The organism is Oceanobacillus sp. CFH 90083, assembly GCF_009389585.1.
In the GTDB taxonomy this organism is placed as follows: Bacteria; Bacillota; Bacilli; order Bacillales; family Amphibacillaceae; genus Oceanobacillus.
Genome location: NZ_VIYG01000003.1, coordinates 367088 through 393451, shown reverse-complemented (window position 1 = coordinate 393451; position 26364 = coordinate 367088). Strand labels below are relative to the sequence as shown.

Annotated in this window: 25 protein-coding genes; 7 read left to right on the top strand and 18 right to left on the bottom strand. The window is 38.2% G+C overall.

The window, feature by feature from the left end:
• Positions 1-73 precede the first annotated feature (73 nt).
• Positions 74-199, bottom strand: coding sequence for a hypothetical protein (locus FLK20_RS22105; RefSeq protein WP_255473814.1), 126 nt, complete (start codon positions 197-199; stop codon positions 74-76).
• Between the two features lie 168 nt (positions 200-367).
• Positions 368-1060, bottom strand: coding sequence for a zinc-binding dehydrogenase (locus FLK20_RS06750; RefSeq protein ID WP_152655776.1), 693 nt, complete (start codon positions 1058-1060; stop codon positions 368-370).
• Here FLK20_RS06750 and FLK20_RS06745 point away from each other — a divergent pair.
• Together FLK20_RS06745 and FLK20_RS06740 are read left to right on the top strand one after the other, a co-directional pair.
• Positions 1032-1568: a PfkB family carbohydrate kinase gene (locus tag FLK20_RS06745; RefSeq protein ID WP_194165553.1), complete on the top strand. Its 537-nt coding sequence runs from the start codon at positions 1032-1034 to the stop codon at positions 1566-1568. The two genes, FLK20_RS06750 and FLK20_RS06745, sit on opposite strands and share 29 nt — an antisense overlap.
• A 21-nt stretch (positions 1569-1589) precedes the next feature.
• Positions 1590-2459: a class II fructose-bisphosphate aldolase gene (locus FLK20_RS06740; protein ID WP_152655774.1), complete on the top strand. Its 870-nt coding sequence runs from the start codon at positions 1590-1592 to the stop codon at positions 2457-2459.
• A gap of 198 nt (positions 2460-2657) precedes the next feature.
• Here the strand turns inward: FLK20_RS06740 and FLK20_RS06735 are convergent, their stop codons facing one another.
• Positions 2658-3659 (bottom strand): Rpn family recombination-promoting nuclease/putative transposase, encoded by a 1002-nt coding sequence (locus FLK20_RS06735; protein ID WP_227994875.1) that lies wholly within the window; start codon positions 3657-3659, stop codon positions 2658-2660.
• Between the two features lie 305 nt (positions 3660-3964).
• On the opposite strand from FLK20_RS06735, the gene FLK20_RS06730 reads away from it, so the two are divergent.
• Entirely contained in the window at positions 3965-4213 is a 249-nt protein-coding gene (locus FLK20_RS06730) for a hypothetical protein (protein ID WP_152655773.1), read from the top strand.
• Positions 4214-4354: 141 nt separating this feature from the next.
• Here the strand turns inward: FLK20_RS06730 and FLK20_RS06725 are convergent, their stop codons facing one another.
• Positions 4355-5104, bottom strand: a complete 750-nt coding sequence (locus FLK20_RS06725; protein WP_152655772.1) for an alpha/beta hydrolase — start codon at positions 5102-5104, stop codon at positions 4355-4357.
• Between the two features lie 453 nt (positions 5105-5557).
• On the opposite strand from FLK20_RS06725, the gene FLK20_RS06720 reads away from it, so the two are divergent.
• Both FLK20_RS06720 and FLK20_RS06715 read left to right on the top strand, forming a co-directional pair.
• On the top strand, positions 5558-6091 hold the full coding sequence (locus tag FLK20_RS06720; protein WP_152655771.1) for a GNAT family N-acetyltransferase: 534 nt from the start codon (positions 5558-5560) through the stop codon (positions 6089-6091).
• An 86-nt stretch (positions 6092-6177) separates the two neighbouring features.
• Positions 6178-7032: an AraC family transcriptional regulator gene (locus FLK20_RS06715; protein WP_152655770.1), complete on the top strand. Its 855-nt coding sequence runs from the start codon at positions 6178-6180 to the stop codon at positions 7030-7032.
• Positions 7033-7497: 465 nt separating this feature from the next.
• On the opposite strand, the gene FLK20_RS06710 is transcribed toward FLK20_RS06715, so the two are convergent.
• The 11 genes from FLK20_RS06710 to FLK20_RS06660 form a co-directional block, all read right to left on the bottom strand.
• A complete protein-coding gene (locus FLK20_RS06710) occupies positions 7498-8238 on the bottom strand; it encodes a DeoR/GlpR family DNA-binding transcription regulator (RefSeq protein WP_152655769.1) in 741 nt (246 codons plus the stop codon).
• A 151-nt stretch (positions 8239-8389) separates the two neighbouring features.
• Positions 8390-8827: a ribose 5-phosphate isomerase B gene (gene rpiB, locus FLK20_RS06705; RefSeq protein ID WP_152655768.1), complete on the bottom strand. Its 438-nt coding sequence runs from the start codon at positions 8825-8827 to the stop codon at positions 8390-8392.
• A 19-nt stretch (positions 8828-8846) separates the two neighbouring features.
• Complete coding sequence (gene rpe, locus FLK20_RS06700) at positions 8847-9488, bottom strand: ribulose-phosphate 3-epimerase (RefSeq protein ID WP_152655767.1); 642 nt, start codon at positions 9486-9488, stop codon at positions 8847-8849.
• A 76-nt stretch (positions 9489-9564) separates the two neighbouring features.
• On the bottom strand, positions 9565-10935 hold the full coding sequence (locus FLK20_RS06695) for a PTS transporter subunit EIIC (RefSeq protein WP_152655766.1): 1371 nt from the start codon (positions 10933-10935) through the stop codon (positions 9565-9567).
• A 38-nt stretch (positions 10936-10973) separates the two neighbouring features.
• Positions 10974-11900: a sugar phosphate isomerase/epimerase family protein gene (locus tag FLK20_RS06690; protein ID WP_152655765.1), complete on the bottom strand. Its 927-nt coding sequence runs from the start codon at positions 11898-11900 to the stop codon at positions 10974-10976.
• Positions 11901-12667: 767 nt separating this feature from the next.
• The gene (locus tag FLK20_RS06685) at positions 12668-13552 is read right to left on the bottom strand and encodes a glycerophosphodiester phosphodiesterase (protein ID WP_152655764.1); all 885 of its coding nucleotides are present in this window, start codon (positions 13550-13552) and stop codon (positions 12668-12670) included.
• Complete coding sequence (locus FLK20_RS06680) at positions 13539-14300, bottom strand: glycerophosphodiester phosphodiesterase family protein (RefSeq protein ID WP_227994874.1); 762 nt, start codon at positions 14298-14300, stop codon at positions 13539-13541. The genes FLK20_RS06685 and FLK20_RS06680 overlap by 14 nt, the downstream gene beginning before the upstream one ends.
• A gap of 132 nt (positions 14301-14432) precedes the next feature.
• Positions 14433-15761: an ABC transporter substrate-binding protein gene (locus FLK20_RS06675; RefSeq protein WP_152655824.1), complete on the bottom strand. Its 1329-nt coding sequence runs from the start codon at positions 15759-15761 to the stop codon at positions 14433-14435.
• A 36-nt stretch (positions 15762-15797) separates the two neighbouring features.
• Entirely contained in the window at positions 15798-16613 is an 816-nt protein-coding gene (locus tag FLK20_RS06670; RefSeq protein WP_152655762.1) for a carbohydrate ABC transporter permease, read from the bottom strand.
• A complete protein-coding gene (locus FLK20_RS06665) occupies positions 16610-17548 on the bottom strand; it encodes a carbohydrate ABC transporter permease (protein WP_152655761.1) in 939 nt (312 codons plus the stop codon). The genes FLK20_RS06670 and FLK20_RS06665 overlap by 4 nt, the downstream gene beginning before the upstream one ends.
• A complete protein-coding gene (locus tag FLK20_RS06660) occupies positions 17545-18660 on the bottom strand; it encodes an ABC transporter ATP-binding protein (protein WP_152655760.1) in 1116 nt (371 codons plus the stop codon). The genes FLK20_RS06665 and FLK20_RS06660 overlap by 4 nt, the downstream gene beginning before the upstream one ends.
• 363 nt (positions 18661-19023) lie before the next feature.
• Here FLK20_RS06660 and FLK20_RS06655 point away from each other — a divergent pair, with 363 nt between their 5' ends.
• Both FLK20_RS06655 and FLK20_RS06650 read left to right on the top strand, forming a co-directional pair.
• Positions 19024-19497, top strand: a complete 474-nt coding sequence (locus FLK20_RS06655; RefSeq protein WP_152655759.1) for a DUF1307 domain-containing protein — start codon at positions 19024-19026, stop codon at positions 19495-19497.
• A 149-nt stretch (positions 19498-19646) separates the two neighbouring features.
• Positions 19647-20111: a DUF1307 domain-containing protein gene (locus FLK20_RS06650; RefSeq protein WP_152655758.1), complete on the top strand. Its 465-nt coding sequence runs from the start codon at positions 19647-19649 to the stop codon at positions 20109-20111.
• A gap of 58 nt (positions 20112-20169) precedes the next feature.
• Here the strand turns inward: FLK20_RS06650 and FLK20_RS06645 are convergent, their stop codons facing one another.
• The 3 genes from FLK20_RS06645 to glgA all read right to left on the bottom strand — a co-directional run bounded on the left by FLK20_RS06645 (position 20170) and on the right by glgA (position 26359).
• Positions 20170-21993: a glycoside hydrolase family 13 protein gene (locus FLK20_RS06645; protein WP_152655757.1), complete on the bottom strand. Its 1824-nt coding sequence runs from the start codon at positions 21991-21993 to the stop codon at positions 20170-20172.
• A gap of 4 nt (positions 21994-21997) precedes the next feature.
• Positions 21998-24418: a glycogen/starch/alpha-glucan phosphorylase gene (locus tag FLK20_RS06640; protein WP_152655756.1), complete on the bottom strand. Its 2421-nt coding sequence runs from the start codon at positions 24416-24418 to the stop codon at positions 21998-22000.
• Positions 24419-24928: 510 nt separating this feature from the next.
• On the bottom strand, positions 24929-26359 hold the full coding sequence (gene glgA, locus FLK20_RS06635) for a glycogen synthase GlgA (RefSeq protein ID WP_152655755.1): 1431 nt from the start codon (positions 26357-26359) through the stop codon (positions 24929-24931).
• Positions 26360-26364: the final 5 nt, after the last annotated feature.

The following is a 26364-nucleotide window of genomic DNA, read 5'->3' as shown; positions in this document are numbered from 1 at the left end:
GGATTAAATAATTCAATTAAAAGAACCTATGTGGATTTACTGTGCAATAGGAAGGTTCATGGTTGTATTCTCTTTATTTACATTTTTTATTTTTATCAGCTTCTGCTAATTTTTTTGCTTTATTCCTGATGGTTTTCTCAATAAATCTTTTTGTGTCTTCGCCTTTAGCTGTTGGAGCATTTCGCATTTTAACTGCCATTTTGATTCAACTCCTTTTTTATAATATATCAAGAACATTTTACTATCGCAATTGATGAATTTTGAAATTGAACTTAGCTTTCTTATACAACAATACATTCCGGTCAAAGTACAACAAAAAACCCGGAAGGTCGTAACTAAACTGCTCCCTTCAAGGTTTCTCTTATCACTACTGTCTTACATCATATAAAAATTTAATCGAATGATTATCCGGATCAATCATTTTTTGAAAAGGTTCTTCTTTGACTTCTAATGGATTTACTTCATGAATTAATGGCTTTACATCAATTTTCCCATCCTTCATATATTGCAAAGCCGCAGTCCATTCAAACCCCGGAAATGGAGCGGAATAGGACATCCAGGAACCGTATACTTTTAATTCTGCTCTTAGAATTCTTTCAAACACATCTGCTGGAAAAGTAATCTCTTTCTTTGCTGTGCCAACATATACTACTTGACCAAGCTTCTCCACTACACTCAGTGACTGAATCTGTGTCTGTGGAACACCAGCTGTTTCTACCACGATTTCCGGTCTTTGATTTTGTTTAAAGTAATCATCCAAATCAACAGACAATGAATTCACAGTTACTGCCGCACCTAATTCTTTCGCCATTTCCAGCTTCGTATTGTCGATATCAATAACTGTGATTTCTCCTGCTCCTTTTGCCCGCAATGCAAGCAGTGACATCATCCCAATTGTTCCTACTCCAAAAACAACCACCCTTGCTCCAGCGTGGATATCAACTTTTTCAATCCCATGGATAGCAACGGTTAATGGCTCAATCAATGCTGCTTCCTGATCTGTAATCTCATCCGGTAAAGGCAGAATATTTTTGGCATTTACAGCAACATATTCAGCCATTGCTCCCTGCTCCCGGGAACCAAATTTCTACCGTGATTTAATTATTTCTTTACAGGCAAAAGGAGCAAAATGCGTGATAGACAGCAGCGGCGAAACTTTATCCAAAAGTATCGAAGCGAATCCATGGTTATTAAAAGTAAATGAATCCGAATATTTAGAGTTAAAAGATAAAACAGCAGATACAACAGAAGGAATCATTACCCTTTTAAAGAATGATACAACGCTGAAAAATATCATTATTACCTTAGGTGGTGATGGTTCCATTGCAAAAATTCACGGAAAATGCTATCGCATTACCTTGCCAAAAATAACAGCAAAAAATGCAACAGCTTCCGGAGATATTTTTCTTGGAAAATTGTTAGAAGCGCTTCAATCGAATAAAGAAATCAAAACCGCTTTAATTGAGGCAAGCAGTTTTGCTGCTTCGAACTGCTTATATTGGTACCCGCATATTGATATGAACGATGTAAATGAAATAAAAGAACAGATTACATTGGAAGAACTATAAAAATAATAAGGAGAGATTTCAATGACTTTATACTCTACGACACCAATGCTAAATCAAGCCAAAAAAGACGGTTATGGTATTGTCGCATTTAACGTCCATTCTTTTGACAGTATCTTTTGGGTGGTGGAAGGAGCAGCCCGGTTACATTCACCTGTTATTTTGCAAACAACGATGGGAACGGTGAAATCATTAGGCGCAAAAAATATTGTGGAAGTTGCAAATGCAGCATCTGATTATTATGAAGTGCCAATCGGCCTACATCTTGATCATTGCACAGATTATGAGCTGATCAAACAATGTGTCCGCGCAGGCTATACTTCTGTTATGATTGATGCTTCTATGCATCCATTTGAAGAAAACATAGCAAGAACGAAAGAAGTTGTTGATTTAGCAAACTCATTGGGGGTTAACATAGAAGCAGAGCTTGGAAAAGTAGGCGGTGTAGAAGATGATATCGTTGTAGACGAGAAAGATGCTCAGAAAGCAATACCTGAGGAATGCGTTGCTTTCGTAGAACAAACAGGGGTACCTACACTCGCTCCGGCTATCGGTACAGCGCATGGAATCTATAAAGGTGACCCAGACATTGATTTCGATCGCATTCAAAAAATTGCCGGGCTTGTCGATGTTCCGCTTGTATTACATGGCGGGTCCGCTGTACCTGATAAGGACGTTCGTAAATGTGTCTCGCTTGGAATGGCGAAAGTAAATGTTTCTACAGAGTTAAAAAATGCTTATTCACAGGCAATTGCCGATCATTTCAAGGAGTATCCTGACCAATTAGATCCAAGACAATATTTACAAAAAGCTAAAGATGCGGCGATTGAAATGGTGGTTTCTAAGATAAAAATGGTTGGCAGTGAAGGGAAATTGGTGAAACCTTTTGTATAATTGCCTGAAAAGTACTGTAATATATACATGATACTCACTTTAAAATGCTAACATTTTAAGTATACAGCTAAATGGCTTGATTCATTTCGGCTCCACATCGAAGTTAATCAAGTCATTTTTTCTTTTTACCAGCTATTATCTCATTAAAAAATACTCGAATTTCCTTAAACACAGGAAATTAGGCCCCCCGTGTTTTTTCTATTTCAAGTATTGTTTGACGTCTTCAATTGTCTCCAATTCATCTATATGCTCCATCATTGTTTCTAACGTACTTATTTCCTGTTTGTGTATCTTTTTCTTTATATCTTCTGAAAGTGGAGCTACAAACTTTGTGATTAATCGAATTGCAGTATTAGCTAATGCTGCTTTCCCCTCAGCTTTGCCTTTTTTTAGACCTTCCTCCATGCCTTCATTCCGAAAAATTTCTGCTAAAGTCATCGCCAGTTCGCTCCCTTCTTTATAAGTATTTCCTGCATGGTTAATTATATCATAATAATGTTTTTTTGTAAGACGGCGATTGACACGGAATACATAATAAAACAGTGTTTCAAGGAACTGTGTTGCTGTTTTCTGGTCCTGTACCTGCTGCAGATACTCGATGGATTGGTAAACAGTGTCCAGAACCACTTGGATATCGTTTTTACGGATGTCCCGAAATACCATTAGAACGATTCGCAGGAACACATTCAATTGTACTTCTTTATCCTCATAATCGGATACATCGTATAGAAAGAATTCATAATCAGGCACATATTTCTGTATTTCTGGCGGGAAATCCTTGTACCCTTCGAGGAGATTACAGAATGAAGTACCTGCATGCCAGGTCTCTTTACCATGGTACAGGACAACTGGCATGATAATGGGTAACATATCTTCTTTGTCATTATCCCGTCTGGTTTCCCAAATTTCAACCATATATCGCAGTAACTGCAGAGAAGTATAGTAATCATGATAGCTTTTATGCTCGAAAAGGAGGTATATATAGGCTAGTTTGTTATGAATTTTCGTCTGGAATAGTAAATCGGAGAAATATTCTTGAAGATCATGATCGATGAAGCTGTCTTTCTGGGGTTGAATCGATGTTACATCAATGATTTTGCGAATGGAAGAGGGGAGAAAGTGCGTAATAAAATCCTTCACTACCTCCACATTAGCAAATGTTGCTTTGAAGAATTTGTCATGTGGATTTTGAATCTCCAATCGTATCAAGTCCTTTCATAGTGCGAATTTGATGACTTAACAAGAATGTATGTTCTGTTATTATATTAGCATAGTCATGTGATAAAATCCAGCATATATTCGTTTATTTTCACTGCTCCTCTATTTGCCAGAAAAAGCAGTCTCCCTTATAAGTCGAACCCGCTTCTCTCTTCCACCATTTGATGAAAACAACCCCACAGAAAAATATCCATAACAATCACAAAACCGCCGTATATTTTTCAATTTTAGTTCCATACTAAGTATCGTTGTTGATTCATATTCTAAATGGATAGGGATGATAATTAATGATGAATAATAAAAAAGGAATGACTACGTCACTAATTGCTGCAGGATTAGCGGGTGCGGCAGCCTATGGTATAAGCATGGGTATGCAAAATGGATCATTCCAAAACATGTCACAAAAGCTTTCCAATTCCATGAATAGCTCCACCATGCAGGATATTGCAAAGCCATTCCAGGATATGCTTTCTGGCGGTGGTCAGGCAATGAATCAGGGTAATAGTGGAGGGCAGAATCAAACACAGTCATCTTAAAATACGAATGCAGGAGCATTTGTTTTTAAGGTGACAACCAGGGATGACTCTATCTGGCGTCATCCCTTAAAATGGTTCATGAAACAGACAATCCATATGGACCTCATGCTTATTCAGCAGCTATGATCAAAAGCCAATAAGTTATCTGCTTTTATCTGTCTCCCACCATGATTTTAATGCATTCAGAGATTTTTCGATAATTATTCCCTGGTCATTATCCAATGTTGCTACATGATAGCTTTCCTTCATTGTGATGATTTCTTTTTGCTCTGAAGCTATTCTGTCCAATATTATTTGGGAATTATCCGGCGGAACAACATGGTCTTCCTCAGAAACAAAAATAAGTGCCGGACAGGTTACTTTTCCTAAATTTGCTTTTGTTTCTTTCATTAATTGCTTTATTTCCCCAATTGATTTTACCGGTGTCCTATCATAAGCTAACTCCGCTACACCTGTTTTTTTTATATCTGACCCAATCGCATCAATAAAGCGTACTTCTTGGTCTGCATTCATCGCAGGAACATCTACAGCTGCGTTGATTAAAATGATTCCTGCCAGCGGATACTTCGCTGCTGAATAAAGCGTCAATGTCCCTCCCATGGATAATCCGCACATGAAAATCGTATCGCATCTTTCTTCAAGCCAGGAATACGCTTCTTCAATAGATTCTATCCAGTCCTGATATGTGCATTTTTCCATATCTTCCGGAGCCGTTCCATGACCTTTTAACCTCGGACCATAAACAGTATAGCCTGCATCTGCAAAAGCTTTTCCAATTGGATACATACTTTGCGTTGTGCCCGTAAAACCATGAGATACAAGTACCCCTGTACGATTTCCTTCAAAGTAAAATGGCTCTGCGTCTTTTAACACTGGATATTGCTCAATCATCTATATATTCCTCCTCCTGAAACTGATTATTGCTATTATATATTTTAGAATAAAACGAATTAGGGAATCCCACAAGTGACAGCGCTTTCCTTTATTTATATGAAACAGCTTCTATTATTTCAAAAGCTCTGTTATTTTTTTCTCCATATCATTTTTGAAGACTGTTAATTCCTGCTTTTCTATCGTCTGTTTATCTGCTTCCTTCGCTTGATAATTATGCAACAAGCTGTAATTTGCCTTATCTCAACCAAAAGATTATCTAAAAGAACTGAACAGGCTTCGCAAATACATCTTCTTTTTCCATGTCACAATACCTCTCCTTCATCATTTATCAGAGATAACCGTCCGTAAAACTCTCACTGATTAAAGTTTCGTTTTATCATTTCTTTATTATTTAGTAAAATAAACGAGAAGCCGTTCCCCAAATTTATTCTTTAAGAAAGAGGGATTCCCGTGAATATAGAGCTTAGACAAGAACAATCAAAAGATTATCCAAAAACAGAAGCACTCATTGAAAAAGCTTTTCGAAACGAAGAAATGAGCGACCAGCAGGAACACTTTCTTGTAAAGCGTATCCGCACATCTAATGCTTTCATTCCTGAGCTATCTATTGTGGCGGTCAATCCACAAGGTGACATTATTGGTCAAATTCTTTTTTCAGAAATAACAATTGAAAACAATGAACAAGTAACAGAAGCTCTTGCTCTTGCACCAGTCTCTGTACATCCAGATTATCAAAAACAAGGCATTGGTTCCAGGTTGATGAAAGAAGGGTTGGAAAAAGCAAAGGCAGCTGGATTTCGTTCTGTAATTGTTCTTGGCCATGCCGATTATTATCCCCGCTTTGGTTTCAAACCAGCTAATCTTTGGGGAATCAAAGCCCCGTTCGATGTTCCAGATGAAGCATTTATGATCTTGGAATTAGAACCAGATGCGTTAAAGCATGTAAATGGCGTCGTTCAATACTCTGACGCATTTTCTGAATAATAAACCTTTCCGACAAAACGGAACTTAGATTGTCGGGAAGCAACCGATATTCATTGTTATTCTTTCATAGAAGAGGAGGTGATCACATGGATACGCTTGATTCCATGAATGCTGCTATCGACTATATCGAAGCACATTTAGATAAGGAAATGAATTATCAGCAGGCAGCCCGAATTGCCTGTTTTTCGGAACATCATTTCAAACGAATGTTTTCCTTTCTTGCCGGCATCCCGTTATCTGAATATGTACGCAGGCGCCGATTAACATTAGCAGCATTGGAATTACGGGACAGCGGCAGGAAGGTGATAGATGTAGCATTAAAATATGGTTACCAATCTCCTGATTCGTTCTCCAGAGCCTTTCAGGAATTGCACCAGGTTCTGCCAAGTATAGTAAAGCAGACAGGAGTTTCGCTCAAAGCATATCCACGAATTACCTTCCATATTTCTGTTAAGGGAGATGTTGAAATGAAATATCGTTTTGTAGAAAAAGCGGCTTTTCAAGTTGTCGGGTACAAGGAAGTGATGCATCCGGAAAATGGAGATTTTAATCCGTCATTATGGAATACGCTCACCGATGAAGATTATGCCAGGCTGGAAATGCTGAGCTCAGAAGATACCGATTTAAACGGGATACTGAATATGACAGTGAATACTTGTCATGGAGAAGAGCCAAATGAAGAGGCGCTGGAATATTATATTGCTGTTGTCACAGAGCAAGCCGCCCCAGCCAATCTTGCTGTGTTAAATGTTCCCAAACAGCAATGGGCAGTATTTGATGCAGAAGGGGATACCCCTGATGCTTTTACAGATACATGGAGCCGGGTTTATACAGAATGGTTCCCGACCTCGGGATATGAGCTTGCTGATGCTCCAGAAATTATAAATAGTGTTCATGATACGAAAACGGAAATTTGGATTCCTGTACACTATAAAGATTAGAGGTTTTCTTCCAATACTTTATTTGCTGCATAGCGGGGCTTTGAAGTTCTTCCATAGGCATCAAATCAGCAAACGCACAGTTACTCTATTTTGATTTATTTAAATATTGTTCAATTGGTTATTGTCCGTTTGCATATTATGAAACAAAACAGAAAAACGAATCGGATTCCCGTGCTCAAAAAGATTATATTTTTTCTAGTGTGTTCAAAAAGGGTACCAATTGACTCGTGCATTAAAGCGTTTATTTTTTTAGGAATGGGCTTTGCGCGTGCAGTGCTGCCTCTATGATGTGGACGGTTTTAGCAGAAGGACCTTACCTCACAGCTTGTCATTTGGCGACTTTTTGAACACCCTTTTCTATTATCTTCAAAAATAATGTAATCATATTCACTGCCAAGCAAATAAAAAAACAATTATGAAATGCATTCATTATATATAGCCTGACAAAGCTAGTAATACAGTAAATTAATCAGGATATATTAATTCTGTTACATTGGCTATTTCCTTGTCGTATTTATTTGATATCAGTGTTACCTCATTTAAATCAAAAGCTTTCACAGTAGAATTAACATGAAATTTTGAGTCATCACAAAGTAAGAAGGTTTTTTTAGAGTTATTAATAACATGTCTTTTTTTATTTGCCTCAACAAGATTTGGTGTACTTGCTCCTTTAAATAAATCTATTCCATTAGCTCCTAAAAATGATTTATCGAAATAAAAATTTTGAATGTTATTATCCGCCAAAGGGCCATTTAACGATGAAATATTTGGATTGTATTTACCGCCCAAAACGATTATTTCTGCCTGAATTTCTTGAGAAATACCCAGTACACTAGCATTAGTAGTAATTATACTAATTTTCTTATCAATAATTTTGTTTAATAGTGCCGTACAGGTGGAGCCAGAATCCAGATAGATTACATCTCCATTATTGATTAGCTTTGCAGCTAATGCAGCAATAGTCTCTTTCTCCTCGGCATGTAATGATTGTTTTGCTGTTATAGATAACTCTGCAGTTGGTGAGGATACTTTCACTGCTCCACCAGTTAGCATAACAACTTTCCCTTTTTTCTCTAATTCCTTCAAATCTCTTCTTAGGGTGGAGATGGATACATTGGGAATCAAATGATGTAATTCTTCCATTTTTAAAATTTCCTCTTTGCTAAGCTTTTCAAGAATTTTTTCCTGTCTCTCATAAGGAATCAAATCTTTTCCTCCTTACATGTAAAAATGATAATTATATTTTATCATTTTTTAGTGATCCATGATAAAAATACATTTATCTTTACAATAAAAATAGCAAGATCAATGAAGTTTGATTTCATCATTGATCTTGCTGCCTTTAAAATAGTATATTTTACTCTTCTAACTTTGCAATTTTCTCAATTCTTTTGGAATGACGGCCGCCTTCAAATTCAGCTCCCAGCCATTCATTTACAATCATTTTTGCTAACTCTTTCCCTACAACTCTGGAACCTAAAGCAAGAATATTCGTATTATTGTGCTCTTTTGATAGCTTGGCAGAATAAGGTTCGCTGCAAACAACTGCCCGAATTCCTTTTATCTTATTAGCTGCAATGGAAATACCTACGCCTGTTCCACATATCAGAATTCCCCGCTCAAATTCTCCAGAAAGAACTGCTTCAGATACTTTTTTGCTATAATCAGGATAATCAACACGTGCATTTGACCTCGTACCAAAATCTTTAACAGAGCACCCAAGATCTTGTAAATATTCTATCATTGCAGGCTTTAATTCATATCCAACATGATCTGATCCAATTGCTATTTTCATTAGTTGCCAGCTCCTTTTTCTATGATTTAAAATTTTTCATTAACTCTGTATACTTTTGCTTCTTTCCGAATAATGCAGAAGTTCCTAATACAAAACCATCAACGCCAATCCCACTTAATTTTTTCATTACAGCTGGTGATACAGCTCCATCTACAATAATTTCAAATGAATTTTCATTTTTTAAATTGACTAATTTTATTATTTTCTCATCTACATAGTTAAGATATTTTTGACCAGAAAACCCTGGATTTACAGTCATCACCAGCACATAATCAACTAATAGAAGAAGCTCCTCAATCTGGTGAATTGAGGTACCAGGATTTATTGCAATCCCTGCCTTTTTGCCTTTTTCTTTTATTTTGTCAAGAGTACGAGTCGGATGATTATCTGATTCGGGATGAATATATATAATATCAACGCCGAAGCCGGCAAATAGCTCTATATAGTCTCCTGGATTCGATATCATTAGATGAACATCGACCTGCTTTTTGGTTGCTTTTTTTATGGCCTCAATATCCTGCAGCCCCATCCCAAAATTAGGGACAAAATGACCATCCATTATATCAATATGGAAAATATCTGCACCAGCAATATCTAATTCTCTTACTTCCTTTTGTAAGCTATCAAAATTTGCACACATCATAGAAGGACAAATAAGCATAACGTCGGCTTCACTCCTCTGATAAAGGTTTAATAAATGTTTTTATCAATTATATCGATTTAAATTATTGTGTTTCTTATACCAGCTTCTCATCTTTTCTTGTAAAGATAAACGACAAGATTGCTGCTACGGCTAACGAAATGAGTAATCCAATCATAGCGTGTAAAAAGTTAGCTCCATTATCTTGTACAAAAGCAGGGAACGTTGTTACACTACCAAAAACAAAAGCATTTGCTACAACTTTCATTAAGCCGAGATAAGCACCCCCAACAGCTCCCCCTATAATCTGAGCTAAAAATAACTTTTTATTTTTAACCAGTAAACCAAATAATGTTGCTTCGATAATAGCTGAAAGTGCAATGGTAACTAAACCTGTTAATGAAAAACTTCTTAGTTTTTTATCCTTTGCTTTAAGGTAGACACCGATAGTTGTTCCAATAACCGCAAAATTACAAGCAAAGGTAAAAGGTACAATATAATCAAATCCATAAGTGGAAACATTATTAATCATAATTGGATTTACAGCCCAGTGAATGCCTAGACTTACTAATACGCTCCAGCCACCGCCAACAAGAATTCCTGTTAAAACACTGCTTCTTTCAATTAACCAGTTAACAACATTCGCGACCGCTTCCCCGCTATATACCCCAATAGGTCCAATAACTATCATTGTCAGCGGAATCATAATTACTAAAGAAATAAGAGGAACAACAACTAATTTCAAGCTTTCTGGAATACGTTTATCTAAAAATTTATACAGATAGGAAAAGGCCCAAATAGATAAAATAATTGGTACGACTGTAGAATTATAATTCATCAAAACAACAGGGATACTAAAAAATTCCGTTGTCGCACCATTTCCTGCACTTCCCATTAATGAAATGAAATCCGGATGAATCAGCGAAGCTCCAATTAGTACTGAAATATAGGGACTGGCCCCGAATCTTCTCGCTGAAGTAAACGCTAACAAAACAGGGAGAAAATAAAATACACTCATGGAAGCTACAAATAAAATAGTATACGTCCCACTGTCTTCACTAATAATTCCTGCTTGTACTGCTAAAATCAGTAACCCTCTCAGAATACCTGATCCAGCTAAAGCTGGCAGTAAGGGGGCAAAAATTGCTGAAATGGCTGAAAACACATTGCTTATGATGCTGCCTGACTTTTCATTCTTCTCCTCTGTCAGATTCATAGAATCCCCTTTTACTAAAGCTTCAAATTCATCATAAAGCTTTGGTACTTCTGTGCCGATTAAAAGCTGATACTGACCTGCTTTATTAACTACATTAATTACCCCATCAATAGCTTCTACAGACTTATTATCTGCTAAGGAGGTGTCTTTTAATGTAAGCCTAAGTCTTGTTGCGCAATGAGTCATGTTGGAAATATTTTCTGTTCCGCCAATTTCATTTAGAATTTCTTGTGCCATTTTTTTGTAATCCATTTTTTAATCCTCCTATTTTATTATTGGCACTGGAAACCTTAAGCTAAGATTTCCAGTACCAATTCACTTACTTTGACACCACTATTTTGTTCAATAATCGATCCGATTTTTTCCATACCAATTTTTTCGATTTTTTCATCAATTCTCTTAATCATTTTTAAATTACTTTCACATTCTTCAACTGGATCTTCAATAACTGGAAAAGTATCAAAATAAATAGCATGATTATAATCGTGTAATTTTGTATAGTATAAAAATTCAAATGTTTTCACTAAACTGCTAGTTCCAATCATTAATCCATCGTCATTAAGCCCATAGCCATCATTCAAATGGACCCCAAATAATTTATTTTTACTTCCCAAAATGCTTGCTCCATAAGCAGGGTTCTCATGTTTCATTAGCATATGGCAGTAGTCTAACGTAATACCTATATTACTTCGATTCACTTCATTGACCATTGTCATCGCAATTCCCAAACTGTCTATAAAAGCGTAAGCTCGAGGTTGGAAAGGCTTATATTCAATACTAATTTTAATGTCTGGTGCATAGTCAGCAATTTCAATCAGGCAGTTTTTAATTTGTTGCCAAACTTTTTCATAATTTATTTGAAATGAATAATCAAAACCATCAAACCCCAACCATATAGTGACTACTTCACCTTGAATTTCCCTGCAATAATCTGCAGCTTTTTTACATAAATTTAAAGCTTCTTGAGAAATGTTAACGTCGGCGTTTCCTAGTTCACCATTGATAAACTCATTTCTAAATCTCAGCGCCACTCCATTTGCTTTAAGATTGTATCTTTCTAAAAGAGCTTTCATTTCCTCAGAAGAAAAACCCATTACATGTTCCGGGTAATTTAAATCTACATGGCTTAGTCCAATACGTTTAAATTCTTCAAAAACTTTCTCTAAATCATTTTCAAATTTGGGTAAAAAGGAATTGATCCTTGTTGCTGTTTTCATTTTTAAATCCTCCTCATTTCTTTTCAGTTTTATAATAACATCATAACTTTCCATTTTCAATCATTATTTTTCTTTTAATTTCATGTTTTTTCAAAGAAAGTGATAAAACATAGATATCTACAGGGGGAATCGATGCATTTCGGTTAATTCAATTGTATAGCACGTTTGTAAGTACATCAGATCGGATTGCAGAAGAAGTATTGGATGTTTAAAAGTTAATACTGGAGCGATAAAGCAGGAGACTACCGGTTATTTGTAAAATTAAAAGCTTTATGCAATGGACCATACTAGTTTTGGATCCTTGCATAAAGCTTTAATCTAAAAACGGACTATTGGGTATTTATTTTTTAAAATAGATAAAACAACGAAAAAATATTTCATTATTTTTCATATAATATCATCATTTAGAAAAGCATAGGGAATCATTGATTGGGATATACTTTGAGAATTGTCACAGATCGGGCTGTATTAGATTATTATACTGTGTGAATATCCTTAGAGGCTATTGGATATAGCAATTAATACGGCATTCTCTTTGACAGCCACATGAAGTCAAGCTTATGGGGTTATACAGACTGTTTTACAACCTTTGGATATGAACTTGCTGATGCTCTAAAGATTATAAAAAGTATAGCTGATAATAAATTAAGATTTGAATTCCTGTGCTAAAAGATAGATTCTCTTTTCCAATAAAAATAGTCATTAAAAAACCTCACAAAGTCAGAAGGAGACGACTCTGTGAGGTTCTATATAAACAATCACATCTTTCACTGCCCAATAACCTGCTTTGTAAATTCAATATCATCTGTAAAAACCCCATCCACTCCATACATTATCACACGCTGCTGTTCAACGAGCTGCGTCCGTTCGTCTGTGAAAAATACATGAACCTCTTTTCCCTGCTGCTGGATCTTATCAACAATATCCTGCGTAATATTTCTTGATTCTATCCCGATCACATCCACGTCAGCATTTAATGCATCCTCTAACTCAAATTTATCTGTGCCATATAAAAGCGTCGTTCGAATTTCCGGTGCTAATTCCTGCATTTTTTGCAAGCTTTCTTTAGAGAATGATTGAAAACTCACATATTCCGGATCTAATAAATCATACTCCTCCAGTAAATGAATAAAAGGCTCTTCCATTTTCGTATCGCCACCCACCAGACGTGTCTCGATATAATAATGCTCTTCTTGCGCAAATGCCGCAAATATTTCATTTAATGTCGGCACAGGTTCCTTATAGACTTTCCCTCCAAATACAGCTACCGTATCTAATTGCTTGATTTCGTTCAGCGTCAATTCTTCCGGGGCGCCTGTTCCTGTCGTTGTACGATCTAATGTCGTGTCATGAAGTGCGATTAATTGATGATCCTTCGTCATTCGTAAATCAATCTCAATCGAATCCACTTCCGCATCAGCAGCAATTTCGTAAGCAGTCAATGTATGCTCATTGAAGATATTATTTGCACCACGATGGGCAATAATTTCTAAATCAGCAGAAGCGGATTCCGATTTGCCGGCTGCCCTTGCATACAATGCCTCTGCTCCATATGCTGATGTCGCCTGCGGTGTCTGCGGCTTTGCTTCAAAAAACCCAGATATCATAAAAATGGCAATCACCGAGCTGAGTAATATTCTACGCCATGGCATAGCGCTCACACCGATAAAAGATAGCACGATCCGGATAATCTGTAATAATTGCTTTCACTTTTATATCCAGTAATTGCTTCAACGTATCTTTATCATTTACAGTCCACACACGCAGCAGTCTCTTCCATTTATGCCAATGATAAATATGTTCAAGAAATGTTTCTACCCCTACGTGTAACGCCTCTAGCCCCAAAATATCAATATAATCCTCCGGGTGGGAAATTGGTTGGTTAACAATCCATGCCAGCCGCGCATCCCGGTCATAATGACGTAAACGAATCAATGTAGGCAAGTGAAAGCTGGAGTATATTACCCGGTGCTTTACCTCAGGAAACTTAGCAACATAGTCTATCAATCTTTCTTCTATATTTTCATAGATATATTCGTACGTTTTTAATTCAATATTCAACGCAACATCCGGATAGGAACTGACTAATTTAAGCACTTCCGCCAAGGAGGGAATTTTCTCTTCCTCCCAGCTGTTGTCATAGGCTGCGAATGATGAAAAATAGGAATGGTTCCATGGTAATTCCCGAATTTCCGAGAATGTATATTCAGAGATTGGTCCAATTCCTTTTGTCGTCCGGTTTAATGTAGCATCATGCATGACAATAAATTCGCTGTCCTTTGTCATGTGTACATCTATTTCTAAACCCTCCACACCAGCTTCCAGTGCCTTTTCAAAACTTAGCAACGTATTTTCTGGATATACTCCCATCATACCGCGGTGTCCATATACTTTTGTCAAAATAATCCCTCCTGGAAATTGAGTTGATATAATGAAATATTGATTGATTCAGCGGGAGTTTCTGCAGCTGATGCCGCAAATGCCACCCCGCTAAATTCATTTCTGCTGCTTCCGCTTGTTTTCTACACTTTATTACTCACCACGAGCTTTATTCGCTGTTTCAATAGCAGTATTTAATTGTTCTACTGCTGTACGATAGGCTTCATCTACATCTCCGCCATTAAAAACTGCTTCTAATGCTGTTTCAATGATCTTTCTCTCTTCCGGAATCATATCCATCACAGCTCCCTGTGTCGCATAAGATGGCGTAGTCGCCTGCAGCTGTTCCACTGTCACCTTTAATTGCGGTTTTTCCTCGTGCATTTCTATAGCCAGATCTTCTTCATAAGCTGCCGGGTTAATGGCAAAATAACCTGTATCTGTATGCCACTGTGCTTGAATTTCCGGCGATTGCAGATATTTCATAAAATCCCAGGCTGCTTTTTGCTCTGCTTCGTCCTTGCCTGCACTCATCCACAGGCTTGCTCCGCCGATAACAACCCCTTCCCAATCCGTATTTTCAGGATGCGGTAAGAATGCTACCCCTACTTCAAATGGCGCGTTATCAATTAAATCACGGGAATTGGCAGAGGATTGCAGAAACATAGCAACATCTTCCGCTAAAAAGCCAGCCAGCATATTATCGCCATTTGTACCATAATTTGCGAAAGTTCCAGCTTCATTCATACGCTCTACCCATTCAAAAATCGATTTTCCTTGTTCTTCTGTGAAGCCGATTTCTGTTGCTGTTCCTGAACGTCCATTGTCTTCATTCAATAGTAACGCTCCTTGGCTTGCCAGTAATTGTTCAAATAACCATCCATATGCCTGCAGCGCAAAACCTTTTATATCAGGATTTGACTCAACAATCGCTTGACTTGCTGCTTCTACCTCTTCATATGTTTGCGGTGGATTCTCCGGATCCAGACCAGCTGCTTCAAAAGCATCTTTATTATAGAACATCACTGGGGTTGATGAATTAAATGGCATCGAATAGAATTGATCGTCTATCTTATAATAGTTGACGATATTCTCTTCCAAATGCCCCATATCATAGCCATCCTCATCAATAAATTTCTGAATCGGCTCAATATGACCGCTGTTCACCATAGACATCGTACCTATCTCAAATACCTGAATCATCGTCGGCGCACTATCAGTTCCTGCTACACTATGAAACTTCGTTAATGCTTCATCATATGTCCCCTGAAATTCAGCACGGACCTCTACCTCATCCTGAGATGCATTATAAGATGCTACAATTTCATCTAAAGCTTCTTGTGCGGCACCTCCCATTGCATGCCAAAAGGTAACGATTTGCTTTCCATCTTCTGTTTCTGTTGCCCCAGATCCCTCAGCATCACTGGAACCGCAGGCAGCTATTAAAATAGCCAAACTAAACATTACAAATAGTAACAGCATTCTCTTCAAAATAATCGACTCCTTTTATAAATTCATCTATTTTAATGCTCCTTCTGTTAAACCGCGCTGGAGCTTTTTTTGACCTAAAAATAAAAGAATCAGCGTTGGAATAATAACAATGACAGCACCTGCCATAATCACGCCCCAATCATTCATTTGTTCTTGTGATTGTAATTGCCGCAAACCGATTTGTACGGTCCTGACATTGTCATTGGTCGTTGCCAGCAGCGGCCACAGGTACATATTCCATGAAGTTAAAAATCCATAAACTCCTAAGGTGATTAAGCTTGTTTTTGCCACTGGCAATACTACTGTCAAATAAAACTTCACATCCCCCATACCGGCAATCTGGCTTGCTTCACGCAGCTCTTTAGGAATCTGCTTGAAATTCTGCCTTAACAGGAATGTTCCAAAAGCCATCGCGAAAAATGGAACCGTCAGTCCAGTATACTGATCAATCCAGCCAAGGTCGCGAATCGTATGGAAGTTTGGAATAATCGAAGCTTCAAATGGTACCATCATGGTCGCAATAAAAAGATAGAATAAGAAATCACGACCTTTAAATTCTAAAAAGACAAAGGCATAAGCTGCTAAACTGGCTAAAACCAGCTGACCAATCATGATAATAATCGAAATCAAAAAGCTATTTATTAAATAATGCAACAGTGGAAACTGCTCAAATGCCCGGCGATAATTATCGAGTGAAAATGCAGAGGGCAAGCTTCCCGTCATAATATCCTGATTTGTCATAAAGCTCATTACCACAGCCATCAGTGTTGGCGTGAAAATAAGAAATGCTGCCAGTATTAATAAAAGATAGGTTATTACTTTTCGCCCTATAGGAATCCTCATTGGTAATGAACCTTCCTTTCTCCCAGCTTAAATTGGATTATCGTCATAAACAGGATAATAATGAACAAAATAATCGCCTGCGCACTTGCCGAACCAAATTGATAATTGGTAAAAGCCTCCCGATAAATAGAATAAACAATTAAATTGGTTGCATTCTGCGGACCGCCCTGTGTTAAAATATCGACCTGACCAAATGTTTGAAAGGCATTAATAATCGTTACTGTCACAACGAAAAACAAAGTAGGAGACAGCATCGGGATCGTAATTCTTCTTAATTTATAAAAGTACCCTGCCCCATCCACATCTGCACTTTCATAGAGGTATTTATCAATTGATTGCAGCCCGCCCAATAATATCAAAAAAGTAAAACCAATATTCATCCATATTGTTGTTGCAGACACAGCAATTAATGCCCAGGAAGGATCTGTCAACCAGCCAATCTTTTCTAACCCAAAGACTTCCATGATGATATTTAAAAAACCGATCGTCGGATGAAATAAGTACAGCCAAAACACCGATGCCGCTGCTACGGAAATTCCCATGGTAGAGGAAAATATTGTCCGGAAGAAGCCGATTCCTTTCAGCTTCTCGTTCGCGATAACAGCTAAAAACAAACTGACAATAATCGTCAATGGCACCGTATAGAGAACAAATAGAAAGGTAGACTTGACACTCTGCTGAAAAATGGTTGATTGAAATAGTGTCACAAAATTATCCCAGCCAACAAATACCGTCGTCGCCCCGCTCGCATCTGTCAGAAAGAAGCTCAGATAAATTGTCCGGAGTAACGGATAAAACAGAAAAACTGAAAAGAGTACAATAGATGGCAGCAAAAAGAGTACACCTTTGATAAATTGCCTGTAACGCTGTTTTCGCTTCGTCTGCTCAAACAGAATCTGCTCTTCCTGTGCAATGGCAGCAGTCACATTCGTCATATAGCCTGAACCTCCCCATGCCCGCTGAAGGAAGCTGGACGAATTAGCTTTTCCGTTTGCGCATCAAAGAAGCTCAAGTGCTCCTGTGATATATACACCTCCAGCAGATGACCTGTCTCAATCTCCCATTGCCCAGGCCATTTAGCTGTCCATAGCTCCCCGCCAACATCCAAAGCAAGAGAGGTTTCATTTCCTAACTGCTCGACGTTCACCACTTCCAAAGAATGGGTTGCTTCATAATGCGTTGCCGGCTGGATATGCTCCGGTCTTATTCCGACTACAATGTCTTTATGTACTTCCAACGCTTCCTGTAATCTGGCATCTGCTGAAAATGCCAATGTATTGTTTACAAGCAAACCCGGTGCTTCCTTTATCTCCGCTCTCCCAATATTCATTTTAGGAGAACCAATAAAAGACGCTACAAACAGATTTGCCGGTTCGTTATATAAAGTAATCGGTTTACCTACCTGCTGAATCTTCCCATCATTTAAAACCATAATCCGATCTCCCATGGTCATCGCTTCCACTTGATCATGCGTCACATAAATCAGTGTTAATCCCAGCTGCTTTTGTAACCTTCTAATTTCCACACGCATCTGTGCACGCAGCTTGGCATCTAAATTGGATAAAGGTTCATCCATTAAACAAAGCGGTGCTTCACTGACAACAGACCTTGCCAAAGCAACACGCTGGCGCTGCCCTCCAGAAAGCTGACGTGGTTTCCTGCCTAACAGATCAGATAATCCCATCATCTCAGCTGTTTCTTTCAACCTTTTCTGCTGCTCCGTTTTGGAAATCTTTTTCGCCTTTAAACCAAATAAAATATTTTGTTCCACCGATAAATGCGGGTACAGTGCATAATTTTGAAATACCATCGACAAGTTTCTATCTTTCGGCTGCAGGTGATTAACTATCTTTTCATCCATTTTTAAAATGCCGCCTGTAACCTCTTCCAGCCCGGCAATCATCCGCAGTAGTGTACTTTTTCCAGATCCGGATGGACCCACTAATACAAAGAATTCCCCTTTCTCGATGGTTAAGTCGATTTCCTCCAGTATGTTATTCCCTGCATGATACGACTTTGTGATATCTTTCAGCTCGATATAACTCATTCTTCTCCCCCTTCATTCAAGTACATTAAAGCACATCTGTTTCGAGAAAAAAGCAAATTTACCGAACTCATACCAATACTTCATCTTCTATTTAAATAACTTACAATAACTTCATAAAATGCATGAGATTTCCCTTCTCCAACTGAGGATACATGGAATAGCCTGAAAACGTGATTTACTTATTTAAAGCTTTAAAACAACCCAAATCACATATCAAATATCCAAAAAAAGAAAAACAGAACTTCTTTTAGCATGGTATAATAGTCCAATTATTTATTTTTTCTCAATTTTACTTTGACTTTAGCTATCTAATTCGGTACGCTAACTACTGTATTAAAAAAATGGATAGGAGCAAAGACGCAAATGAAAAAGACAAATTTAAGAATGACAGGATTACTATTTTTATTGATTGCTATGTTAGGATTGGCAGCATGTGGTTCCAGCGAAACAGTCACCCTTGAAGGGGAACAAATGGGAATGAACACAAAAATCACCTTTGAAGCTAAAGATGATCAAGTTGAACAAATGTCAGCTGAACTAGCAGGTTCATATTCTGCGATAGGATTAGAATCCAAAGAAGAGGCAGAATTAATGGATGATATGCTTCAGGCACAATTTGAAGACGTAAATGCATCAGAGGGTGCTGAAGTTGAAATTAGTTATGAGGAAGAAGAAATAATTATATCAATAAATATCGATTTCACCGTAGCCAGCCCAGAAGAACTTAGCTCACTCGGCTTTAATTTCTCTGAAGATACGTTTGAAGATGAGGATTTAAGCTTGGAAGACGCTGTCAGCGACCTGGAAGAGGCAGGCCTTAAAGTAGTAGAAGACTAAGCTTAATAATGAAAACCGTATTCTGTCTATATGAAGATACGGTTTTTTATGTTCATTTTCTTTCTACGTGATTCATAGAATCCCCTTTTGACTTCTCTGCTGCAATCCGATACGATTACCATAATGATAAAAGAATAGGAGTAACGAAAATGGCAAACAAAAAAAGCTTAATTGTAACTGTTTTTACCCTCTTACTGATTTCAATTATTACTTTAGCTGCATGCGGATCCAATCAAGAAACGGTAACATATCAATTAGAAGACGGCGAAAATTCCATTGAGGTAACCTTTGTTGCCGAGGATGAGGAAATCATTGAGCAGTCAAGCAGGAGTATCACCTCTTATGACAGTATCACAGGGATTGAATCCAAAGAAGAGGCAGAAGCTCTGATTACTCCTACTGCTGAACCTTTACAGGGGATTGATGGTCTGGAATATAACATCGATTTTCAGGATGATCATTTTATTGAAACAATCAACATTGATTTTACAACCGTCGACCTTTCAGAGCTGCCGGGGCTTCATGAGCTTCTGGAGAATGAAGAAGGAAATTTAAACCTGGAAGATGCTATGGAATCCATGGAAGAACAGGGATTTGAAAAAATAGAAGGGTAAATAGCAAAGCAGGCTGCATAGACACATATCTATGCAGCCTGCTTTTTTAATAGCTTATCTATATCTTCCCTGTTACAAAAAAATCACTTTTCCCATCTATCAGCAAGTTATTAAAAATATCCTTCAATACCTTCTCCGTTAACGGTATCTCACGTAAAAAATGCAGCTCTGTAAAATGACACGTTTTTTCTACATCATGCGGATTGATCATATAGATGGTATATTCTTTATCTGTAAAACGAAGCATTCCTAATACATCATCCGTATAAAAAAGCACAAAATCTCCATATTTTAATGTGCTATTCTGCTTTCTTTCCGCAATCCATTGCTGGCAATGCTTGAAAATATCCTGATCGATATTCTCCCACGGGAAGAATTTACGGTTATCAGGATCCTGCTCTCCTGTCACACCAGCTTCATCGCCATAATAAATACACGGAACTCCCGGAGCAATCAGCAAAAAGCTTAATGCCAGCTTCAGCCTTTCCTTATCTTCTCCAACCAGCGTATAAATTCGTTTCGTATCATGTGTACCGATATTATTCAAATTATTGAAAAGGATATCCTTTGGATAATTTTCCTGAAGCTGTGTCAGTCTGCGCGCAAGCTCCTTTGGAGACTTTTCCAATTGCAGTAAATCTAAGACAGTATTCCGGAATGGATAGTTCATCACACCATGCAAATGATCCCCTAAAATATACTGCCGGCGCTTTTCATAGGCAATTTTATTAGAAGCATCCTCCCAGACCTCACCAATAAGCACCTTCTCCGGATATTGGTCGAGCTTCTGGCGGATGCCTGAAATAAATTCATCCGGCAGCTCATCTGCAACATCCAAACGCCAGCCATCCACATCACTCCATCTATCAATGACGCTGCCGTCTCCCTGATAGATATAATCTTGAAATGCCTCGTTTGACTTATCCACTTCCGGCAGGTCATCAATTCCCCACCAGGAGGCATATTTATCAGGATATTCACTGAACGTGAACCAGGGGTAATACGGACTGTCTGGATTCTGATATGCTCCCTGATCTTCTCCATAGGTTCCATCGTAATTAAAATAGATGCTGTTTCTTCCGACATGGCTGAATACACCATCTAAAATAACATGGATTCCTTCTGCATGAAGATCTTCCATGATTTCCTGGAATAATACTTCATCACCAAGCACGGGATCAATCTTCATATAATCCGCTGTATCATAACGATGATTACTTGCCGCTTGAAAAATCGGATTCAAATAAATCGCATTAATACCTAAATCCTTCAAATAAGGTATCTTCTTTCTGATTCCTTCTAAATTCCCGCCATAAAAATCCCAGCGCAGAATTTCTCCTTTAGATCCGCGCACATACAGAGGTGTATCACGTGTATCACCATAAATAAAACTGTTCCGCTTCGGCGCATTTACCTTCCCATCTGCATTGCCATTATAAAAACGATCAGGGAAGATCTGATAAAAGACGGCCTCCCGATACCAATCCGGTGTCTTTTCTTCCTTTGCAAAGCAGGTTAGCTGATAAGGAATGATTTCATGCTGCTCCTGATAGAGCTGTCCCTCTCCTTTTACAGGTGATCCGCCCCAATATGCAGTATGCTCCTTGCCATGATCATCTTGCCACTTCAAAACAAAATAGTAAAAATAGAGACCCTTTCCTTCATGAGGCGTATAGATACAGGAGAAACGCTTCTCTCCTATATCACGCATTGAATAAACCTTTTCCTCATGCACCCCATTTTCTTTTCGAATAATAAATTGTACTTCTATGACTTGACGCTCATGGAAATCGATTTGAAATGTAACCTTTTCTTCAGGCTGTACAGCTCCAAATGGTTTTTTATAATCGCTTTTCCATGAATTATAATAAACATACGGCATAATACTATCCTTTCTCAGTAACAAATGAATCTTTCGGCTCGATTTTCCAAATATCCTCCGCATAACGACGGACCGTTTCATCAGAAGAGAATCTGCCGGCATTAGCAATATTGATTAAGCTCATTTTTTGCCAGAAAGCCTGATCTCCATATGCTTTGTCAATTTCCTTCTGCGCTTTTACGTAGGAATCAAAATCACGCAGTAAGAAATATTCGTCATTATACTTAATGAGAGAATCAAAAATCTCCCGGCCTTCATAAACAATATTTGGAATGGTGCCATCAATAAACGCATTCAACACACGGCGGATAACTGCATTTTCATCATAGAGCTTATGCGCAGAATACTCCTGGTTCTCATAATATTCATATACCTCTTTCTCTGTGAGTCCGAAGATATAAATATTATCATCGCCGACAGCATCTCTGATTTCTACATTGGCTCCATCTAACGTAGCCAGGGTAATCGCGCCATTTAGCATCAGCTTCATATTACTTGTACCGGAAGCTTCCTTGGATGCAAGCGAAATTTGCTCACTGACATCTGCCGCAGGGATAATTTTCTCCGCTAAGCTGACATTGTAATTTGGTAAGAATACAATTTTAATCCGGTCCTTAATATCTGGGTCATTATTAACCAGGTTAGCCACTTCATTTATACATTTAATAATTACCTTAGCATAATGATAGCTTGGTGCTGCCTTTGCTCCAAAGATAAATACACGCTTTTGCATTTCCATATCAGGATTTTCTTTTAAATCTTGATACAGCTTGATAATATGCAATAGATTTAATAGCTGACGCTTATAAGCATGCAGTCGTTTTATTTGTACATCAAAGATAGCAGACGCAGAAACTTCAATACCTGTTGCTTCCAAAATATAATCAGCTAAAGCTTGTTTGTTTTTCTTCTTCGCTTCTGCCAACTTTTCCAGAACAGCCTGATCCGATTGATAATTCATCAGTAATTTCAAATCACCCGGGTCCTGCCTCCATGTCTTTCCAATCGCTTCATCCAATACCTTTGACATTGGTTCATTCACAATTTGCGACCATCTGCGCTGTGCAATCCCATTTGTCTTATTATTAAAACGATCCGGATAAATAATATAGAAATCATGCAGGACAACAAATTTCAATAAATCGGAATGCAGCTTTGCCACACCGTTTGTGCTATGACTGCCGATAATAGATAAATGTGCCATATGAACCTGTCCATTGCGAATAATCCGCGTGCGTTCTACTAAATCATACGGATGTAATTCCCGCATAGTCTGTACATAACGTGCATCAATCTCTTCCATAATTTGATACATACGCGGCAATGTACGCTGCATCAAGTCAATCGACCATTTCTCCAATGCCTCAGCCATAATCGTATGATTTGTATAACTCATAACTTTTACGGTAACATCCCAGGCCTGCTCCCAGGATAGTTCTTCTTCATCAATTAAAATACGCATCATCTCAGGCACACACAGGGCAGGGTGCGTGTCGTTTATATGAATAGAAATATATTCACTGAGCTTGGAAATTGGCTGCTGAATCCGATTTTTGTAGTGACGGATAATACTTTGAATTCCTGCTGATACAAAGAAATATTCTTGTGTTAAACGGATTAAACGTCCTTGTTCATTGGAGTCATCCGGATAAAGAACAGCCGTTAAATCCTCCAGCTCTCTTCTTCCCTGGATGCTTTGGTATTTATCCTCTTCCGAATCAGGAATTTCTACAGACCATAGACGTAATGTGTTGACAACATTATTTTCATAGCCCACCATACCTGTATCGTAAGGAACCGCTCTAAGCACCCGTTCATTCTCGTACACGGGCTTTAGCTTACCCTCACTGTTTTCAGCCAAATAGACATGCCCGCCAACACGAACATCGACTGCTTTACTTTCTCTGCGTATTTCCCAAATATTACCACCCTGTAACCATTCATCAGGAAGCTCTACTTGATACCCGTCCACGAAGCGCTGCTTAAAAAGCCCATAATCGTAGCGGATACCGTTTCCGTTACCAGGAAGTCCACAGGAAGCGATCGAATCCATAAAACAGGATGCTAATCTCCCGAGCCCTCCATTTCCTAATGCCATATCCTTTTCTACTTCCGCCAGACGGTCCAGTTCAATGTCTAAATCTGCTAAAGCCTCTCTGGCTGTATCCAGCATACCAAGATTCAACAGGTTACTTTTCAACATTCTGCCCGGTAAAAATTCGATGGAAAAATAAAAAACCTGTTTTTTATTTTTATCCACATAATACTTCCATGTATCTCTCCAGGCATCCGAGTAACGTGCCTTCACTAACGCGCCAAGTGTATAGAAAATCTCTTGTTCACTTGCGTCTTCCAGTTCCCGTGCATAGTTCTCTCTCAACCTCTGTCTTAACTCTTTTTTAAACATTTCTTTATCTAAAGCCATGGATTATGCTCCTTCTCTGCATTATCTAAGTTTAGGCAAGCGGATATTCAAAAAGCACTCAAATGATAAGTAGGAACGCTTTAGTTAATGCGCTCTAATAGGGCTGGGACTGCGATTATTTGCCCCATTAAAAACCCGTTGCAATTACTCGCCCTATCAAAAACGTTACTCACGTATTTAAAAGCCTGGAGGAACTTCTGTTAAGTTCGTCAACATCGTGTGGACAACACAGAAATCACCACAACATGCGTAAGCCCGTTTGTAAAAACGTCACCTTGATCTGATTACTTCTGATTTGAAACTGCGATTACTTGAACGGCTGGATCTTTTTGAACACATATTCTAAGTACTTCTTCTCCAAAAATCAAAAGGGCATCATGCATGCACTGTTTTAAGAAGACACTTATCTCACCTAAACTGATACGTTTATGTTTTTTGACCTATAAAGAGTGTGTTCAAAAAACTCCAATTATACCTTACACACTGAGCCTTTTAAACACACTCTGCTTACTACAAAATTTCTTTATATAACAAATGGTACTGCTCACTGGATGTTTCCCAGCTGAAATCCTGAGCCATTGCTGTTTGGATAAGGTTGTCCCATACATGCTGCTCATCCTGATACACATGGATTGCTTTTTTTAATGCTTCCATCATATAGTATGGCGTGAATAAGGAGAAACCAAACCCTGTACCTGTTTTTTCAATTGGATTATAGGGCTGTACCGTATCCTTCAGCCCGCCTATTTCATGAACTACCGGCAATGTACCGTAACGCATCGAAATCAGCTGCGATAATCCACACGGTTCAAATTTCGAAGGCATCAGGAATATATCAGCACCGGCATAAATCTTTTGAGCCAGCGTCACATCGAATGTAATCTTTGCTGCACACTTATTTGGATACCACTCAGAAATCAACTGGAATGGATACTCTAATGATGGGTCTCCAGTTCCTAACAGAACAAACTGGACATCATATTGCAATAGATTCTCCAGCTCTTCCAGAACAAGATGAAAGCCTTTCTGATGCGTCAGGCGGCTGACCACCGCAATCACCGGAACATCCTCGCGTACAGGTAATCCCATTAATTCCTGCAATTCTTTCTTACAATCCTTCTTGCCTGCTAAGTCAGCTGCAGAGTAGTTAGCTTTGAGCGCCGGATCTGTTTCCGGATTATTAATCTCATAATCTATTCCATTCACAATACCTGACAGTTTTCTTTGCTCCTGTCTAAGAAGCACTTCTAAGCCATTGCCAAATTCAGGAGTTTGAATTTCCCTTGCATACGAGCGGCTGACCGTATTAACCTTATCGGCATAGACAATACCCGATTTTAAAAAATTAATATCATTTTCGTATCGAATGGTTCCATCATGATACCTTCTATCACCGACGCCAAATAAATCAGATAACACTTCCGGGTGATATTGTCCTTGAAACTCAATATTATGAATGGTCAGCAAGGTTCGGATGTTTTGATAAGCTTCAATCCAATGATATTTTTCTTTCAAGAGAAATGGCACCATTGCTGTATGAAAATCATGGACATGGATAATGTCAGGAATGTAATCAACTGTCTCCATCATTTCAATGAAAGCCATCTGAAAGAAAGCAAAACGCTCTCCATCATCATAAAAGCCATATAGACCATCCCGGTCAAAATAATAGAGATTATCAATAAAGTAATAGGTGACATGATCCATTTCTAAACGTTCAATTCCACAATATTGACTTCTCCAGCCAACATCTACATAAAAAGAAGTCACATGCTCTAAGCGCTCCCTATATGCAGCCGGCATTTTTTTGTGAAGCGGCAGTACAACTGCCACTTCTACACCTTTTTTTGCTAATTCCTTTGGAAGCGCACCAATGACATCTCCTAGTCCGCCCGTCTTAAAAAATGGCGCACACTCCGCACTAGCAAATAATAATTTCATATTTC

Bases quoted from the DNA above. Each gene is read 5' to 3' on its own strand.
- FLK20_RS06725 (WP_152655772.1), bottom strand. From the start codon at position 5,104: ATGATTGAGCAATATCCAGTGTTAAAAGACGCAGAGCCATTTTACTTT.
- FLK20_RS06730 (WP_152655773.1), top strand. From the start codon at position 3,965: ATGATGAATAATAAAAAAGGAATGACTACGTCACTAATTGCTGCAGGA.
- FLK20_RS06655 (WP_152655759.1), top strand. From the start codon at position 19,024: ATGAAAAAGACAAATTTAAGAATGACAGGATTACTATTTTTATTGATT.
- FLK20_RS06670 (WP_152655762.1), bottom strand. From the start codon at position 16,613: ATGAGGATTCCTATAGGGCGAAAAGTAATAACCTATCTTTTATTAATA.
- FLK20_RS06685 (WP_152655764.1), bottom strand. From the start codon at position 13,552: ATGCCATGGCGTAGAATATTACTCAGCTCGGTGATTGCCATTTTTATG.
- FLK20_RS06640 (WP_152655756.1), bottom strand. From the start codon at position 24,418: ATGGCTTTAGATAAAGAAATGTTTAAAAAAGAGTTAAGACAGAGGTTG.
- FLK20_RS06715 (WP_152655770.1), top strand. From the start codon at position 6,178: ATGGATACGCTTGATTCCATGAATGCTGCTATCGACTATATCGAAGCA.
- rpiB (WP_152655768.1), bottom strand. From the start codon at position 8,827: ATGAAAATAGCAATTGGATCAGATCATGTTGGATATGAATTAAAGCCT.
- FLK20_RS22105 (WP_255473814.1), bottom strand. From the start codon at position 199: ATGGCAGTTAAAATGCGAAATGCTCCAACAGCTAAAGGCGAAGACACA.
- glgA (WP_152655755.1), bottom strand. From the start codon at position 26,359: ATGAAATTATTATTTGCTAGTGCGGAGTGTGCGCCATTTTTTAAGACG.
- FLK20_RS06660 (WP_152655760.1), bottom strand. From the start codon at position 18,660: ATGAGTTATATCGAGCTGAAAGATATCACAAAGTCGTATCATGCAGGG.
- FLK20_RS06675 (WP_152655824.1), bottom strand. From the start codon at position 15,761: ATGCTGTTACTATTTGTAATGTTTAGTTTGGCTATTTTAATAGCTGCC.
- FLK20_RS06645 (WP_152655757.1), bottom strand. From the start codon at position 21,993: ATGCCGTATGTTTATTATAATTCATGGAAAAGCGATTATAAAAAACCA.
- FLK20_RS06695 (WP_152655766.1), bottom strand. From the start codon at position 10,935: ATGGATTACAAAAAAATGGCACAAGAAATTCTAAATGAAATTGGCGGA.
- FLK20_RS06750 (WP_152655776.1), bottom strand. From the start codon at position 1,060: ATGGCTGAATATGTTGCTGTAAATGCCAAAAATATTCTGCCTTTACCG.
- FLK20_RS06690 (WP_152655765.1), bottom strand. From the start codon at position 11,900: ATGAAAACAGCAACAAGGATCAATTCCTTTTTACCCAAATTTGAAAAT.
- FLK20_RS06740 (WP_152655774.1), top strand. From the start codon at position 1,590: ATGACTTTATACTCTACGACACCAATGCTAAATCAAGCCAAAAAAGAC.
- rpe (WP_152655767.1), bottom strand. From the start codon at position 9,488: ATGCTTATTTGTCCTTCTATGATGTGTGCAAATTTTGATAGCTTACAA.
- FLK20_RS06665 (WP_152655761.1), bottom strand. From the start codon at position 17,548: ATGACGAATGTGACTGCTGCCATTGCACAGGAAGAGCAGATTCTGTTT.
- FLK20_RS06650 (WP_152655758.1), top strand. From the start codon at position 19,647: ATGGCAAACAAAAAAAGCTTAATTGTAACTGTTTTTACCCTCTTACTG.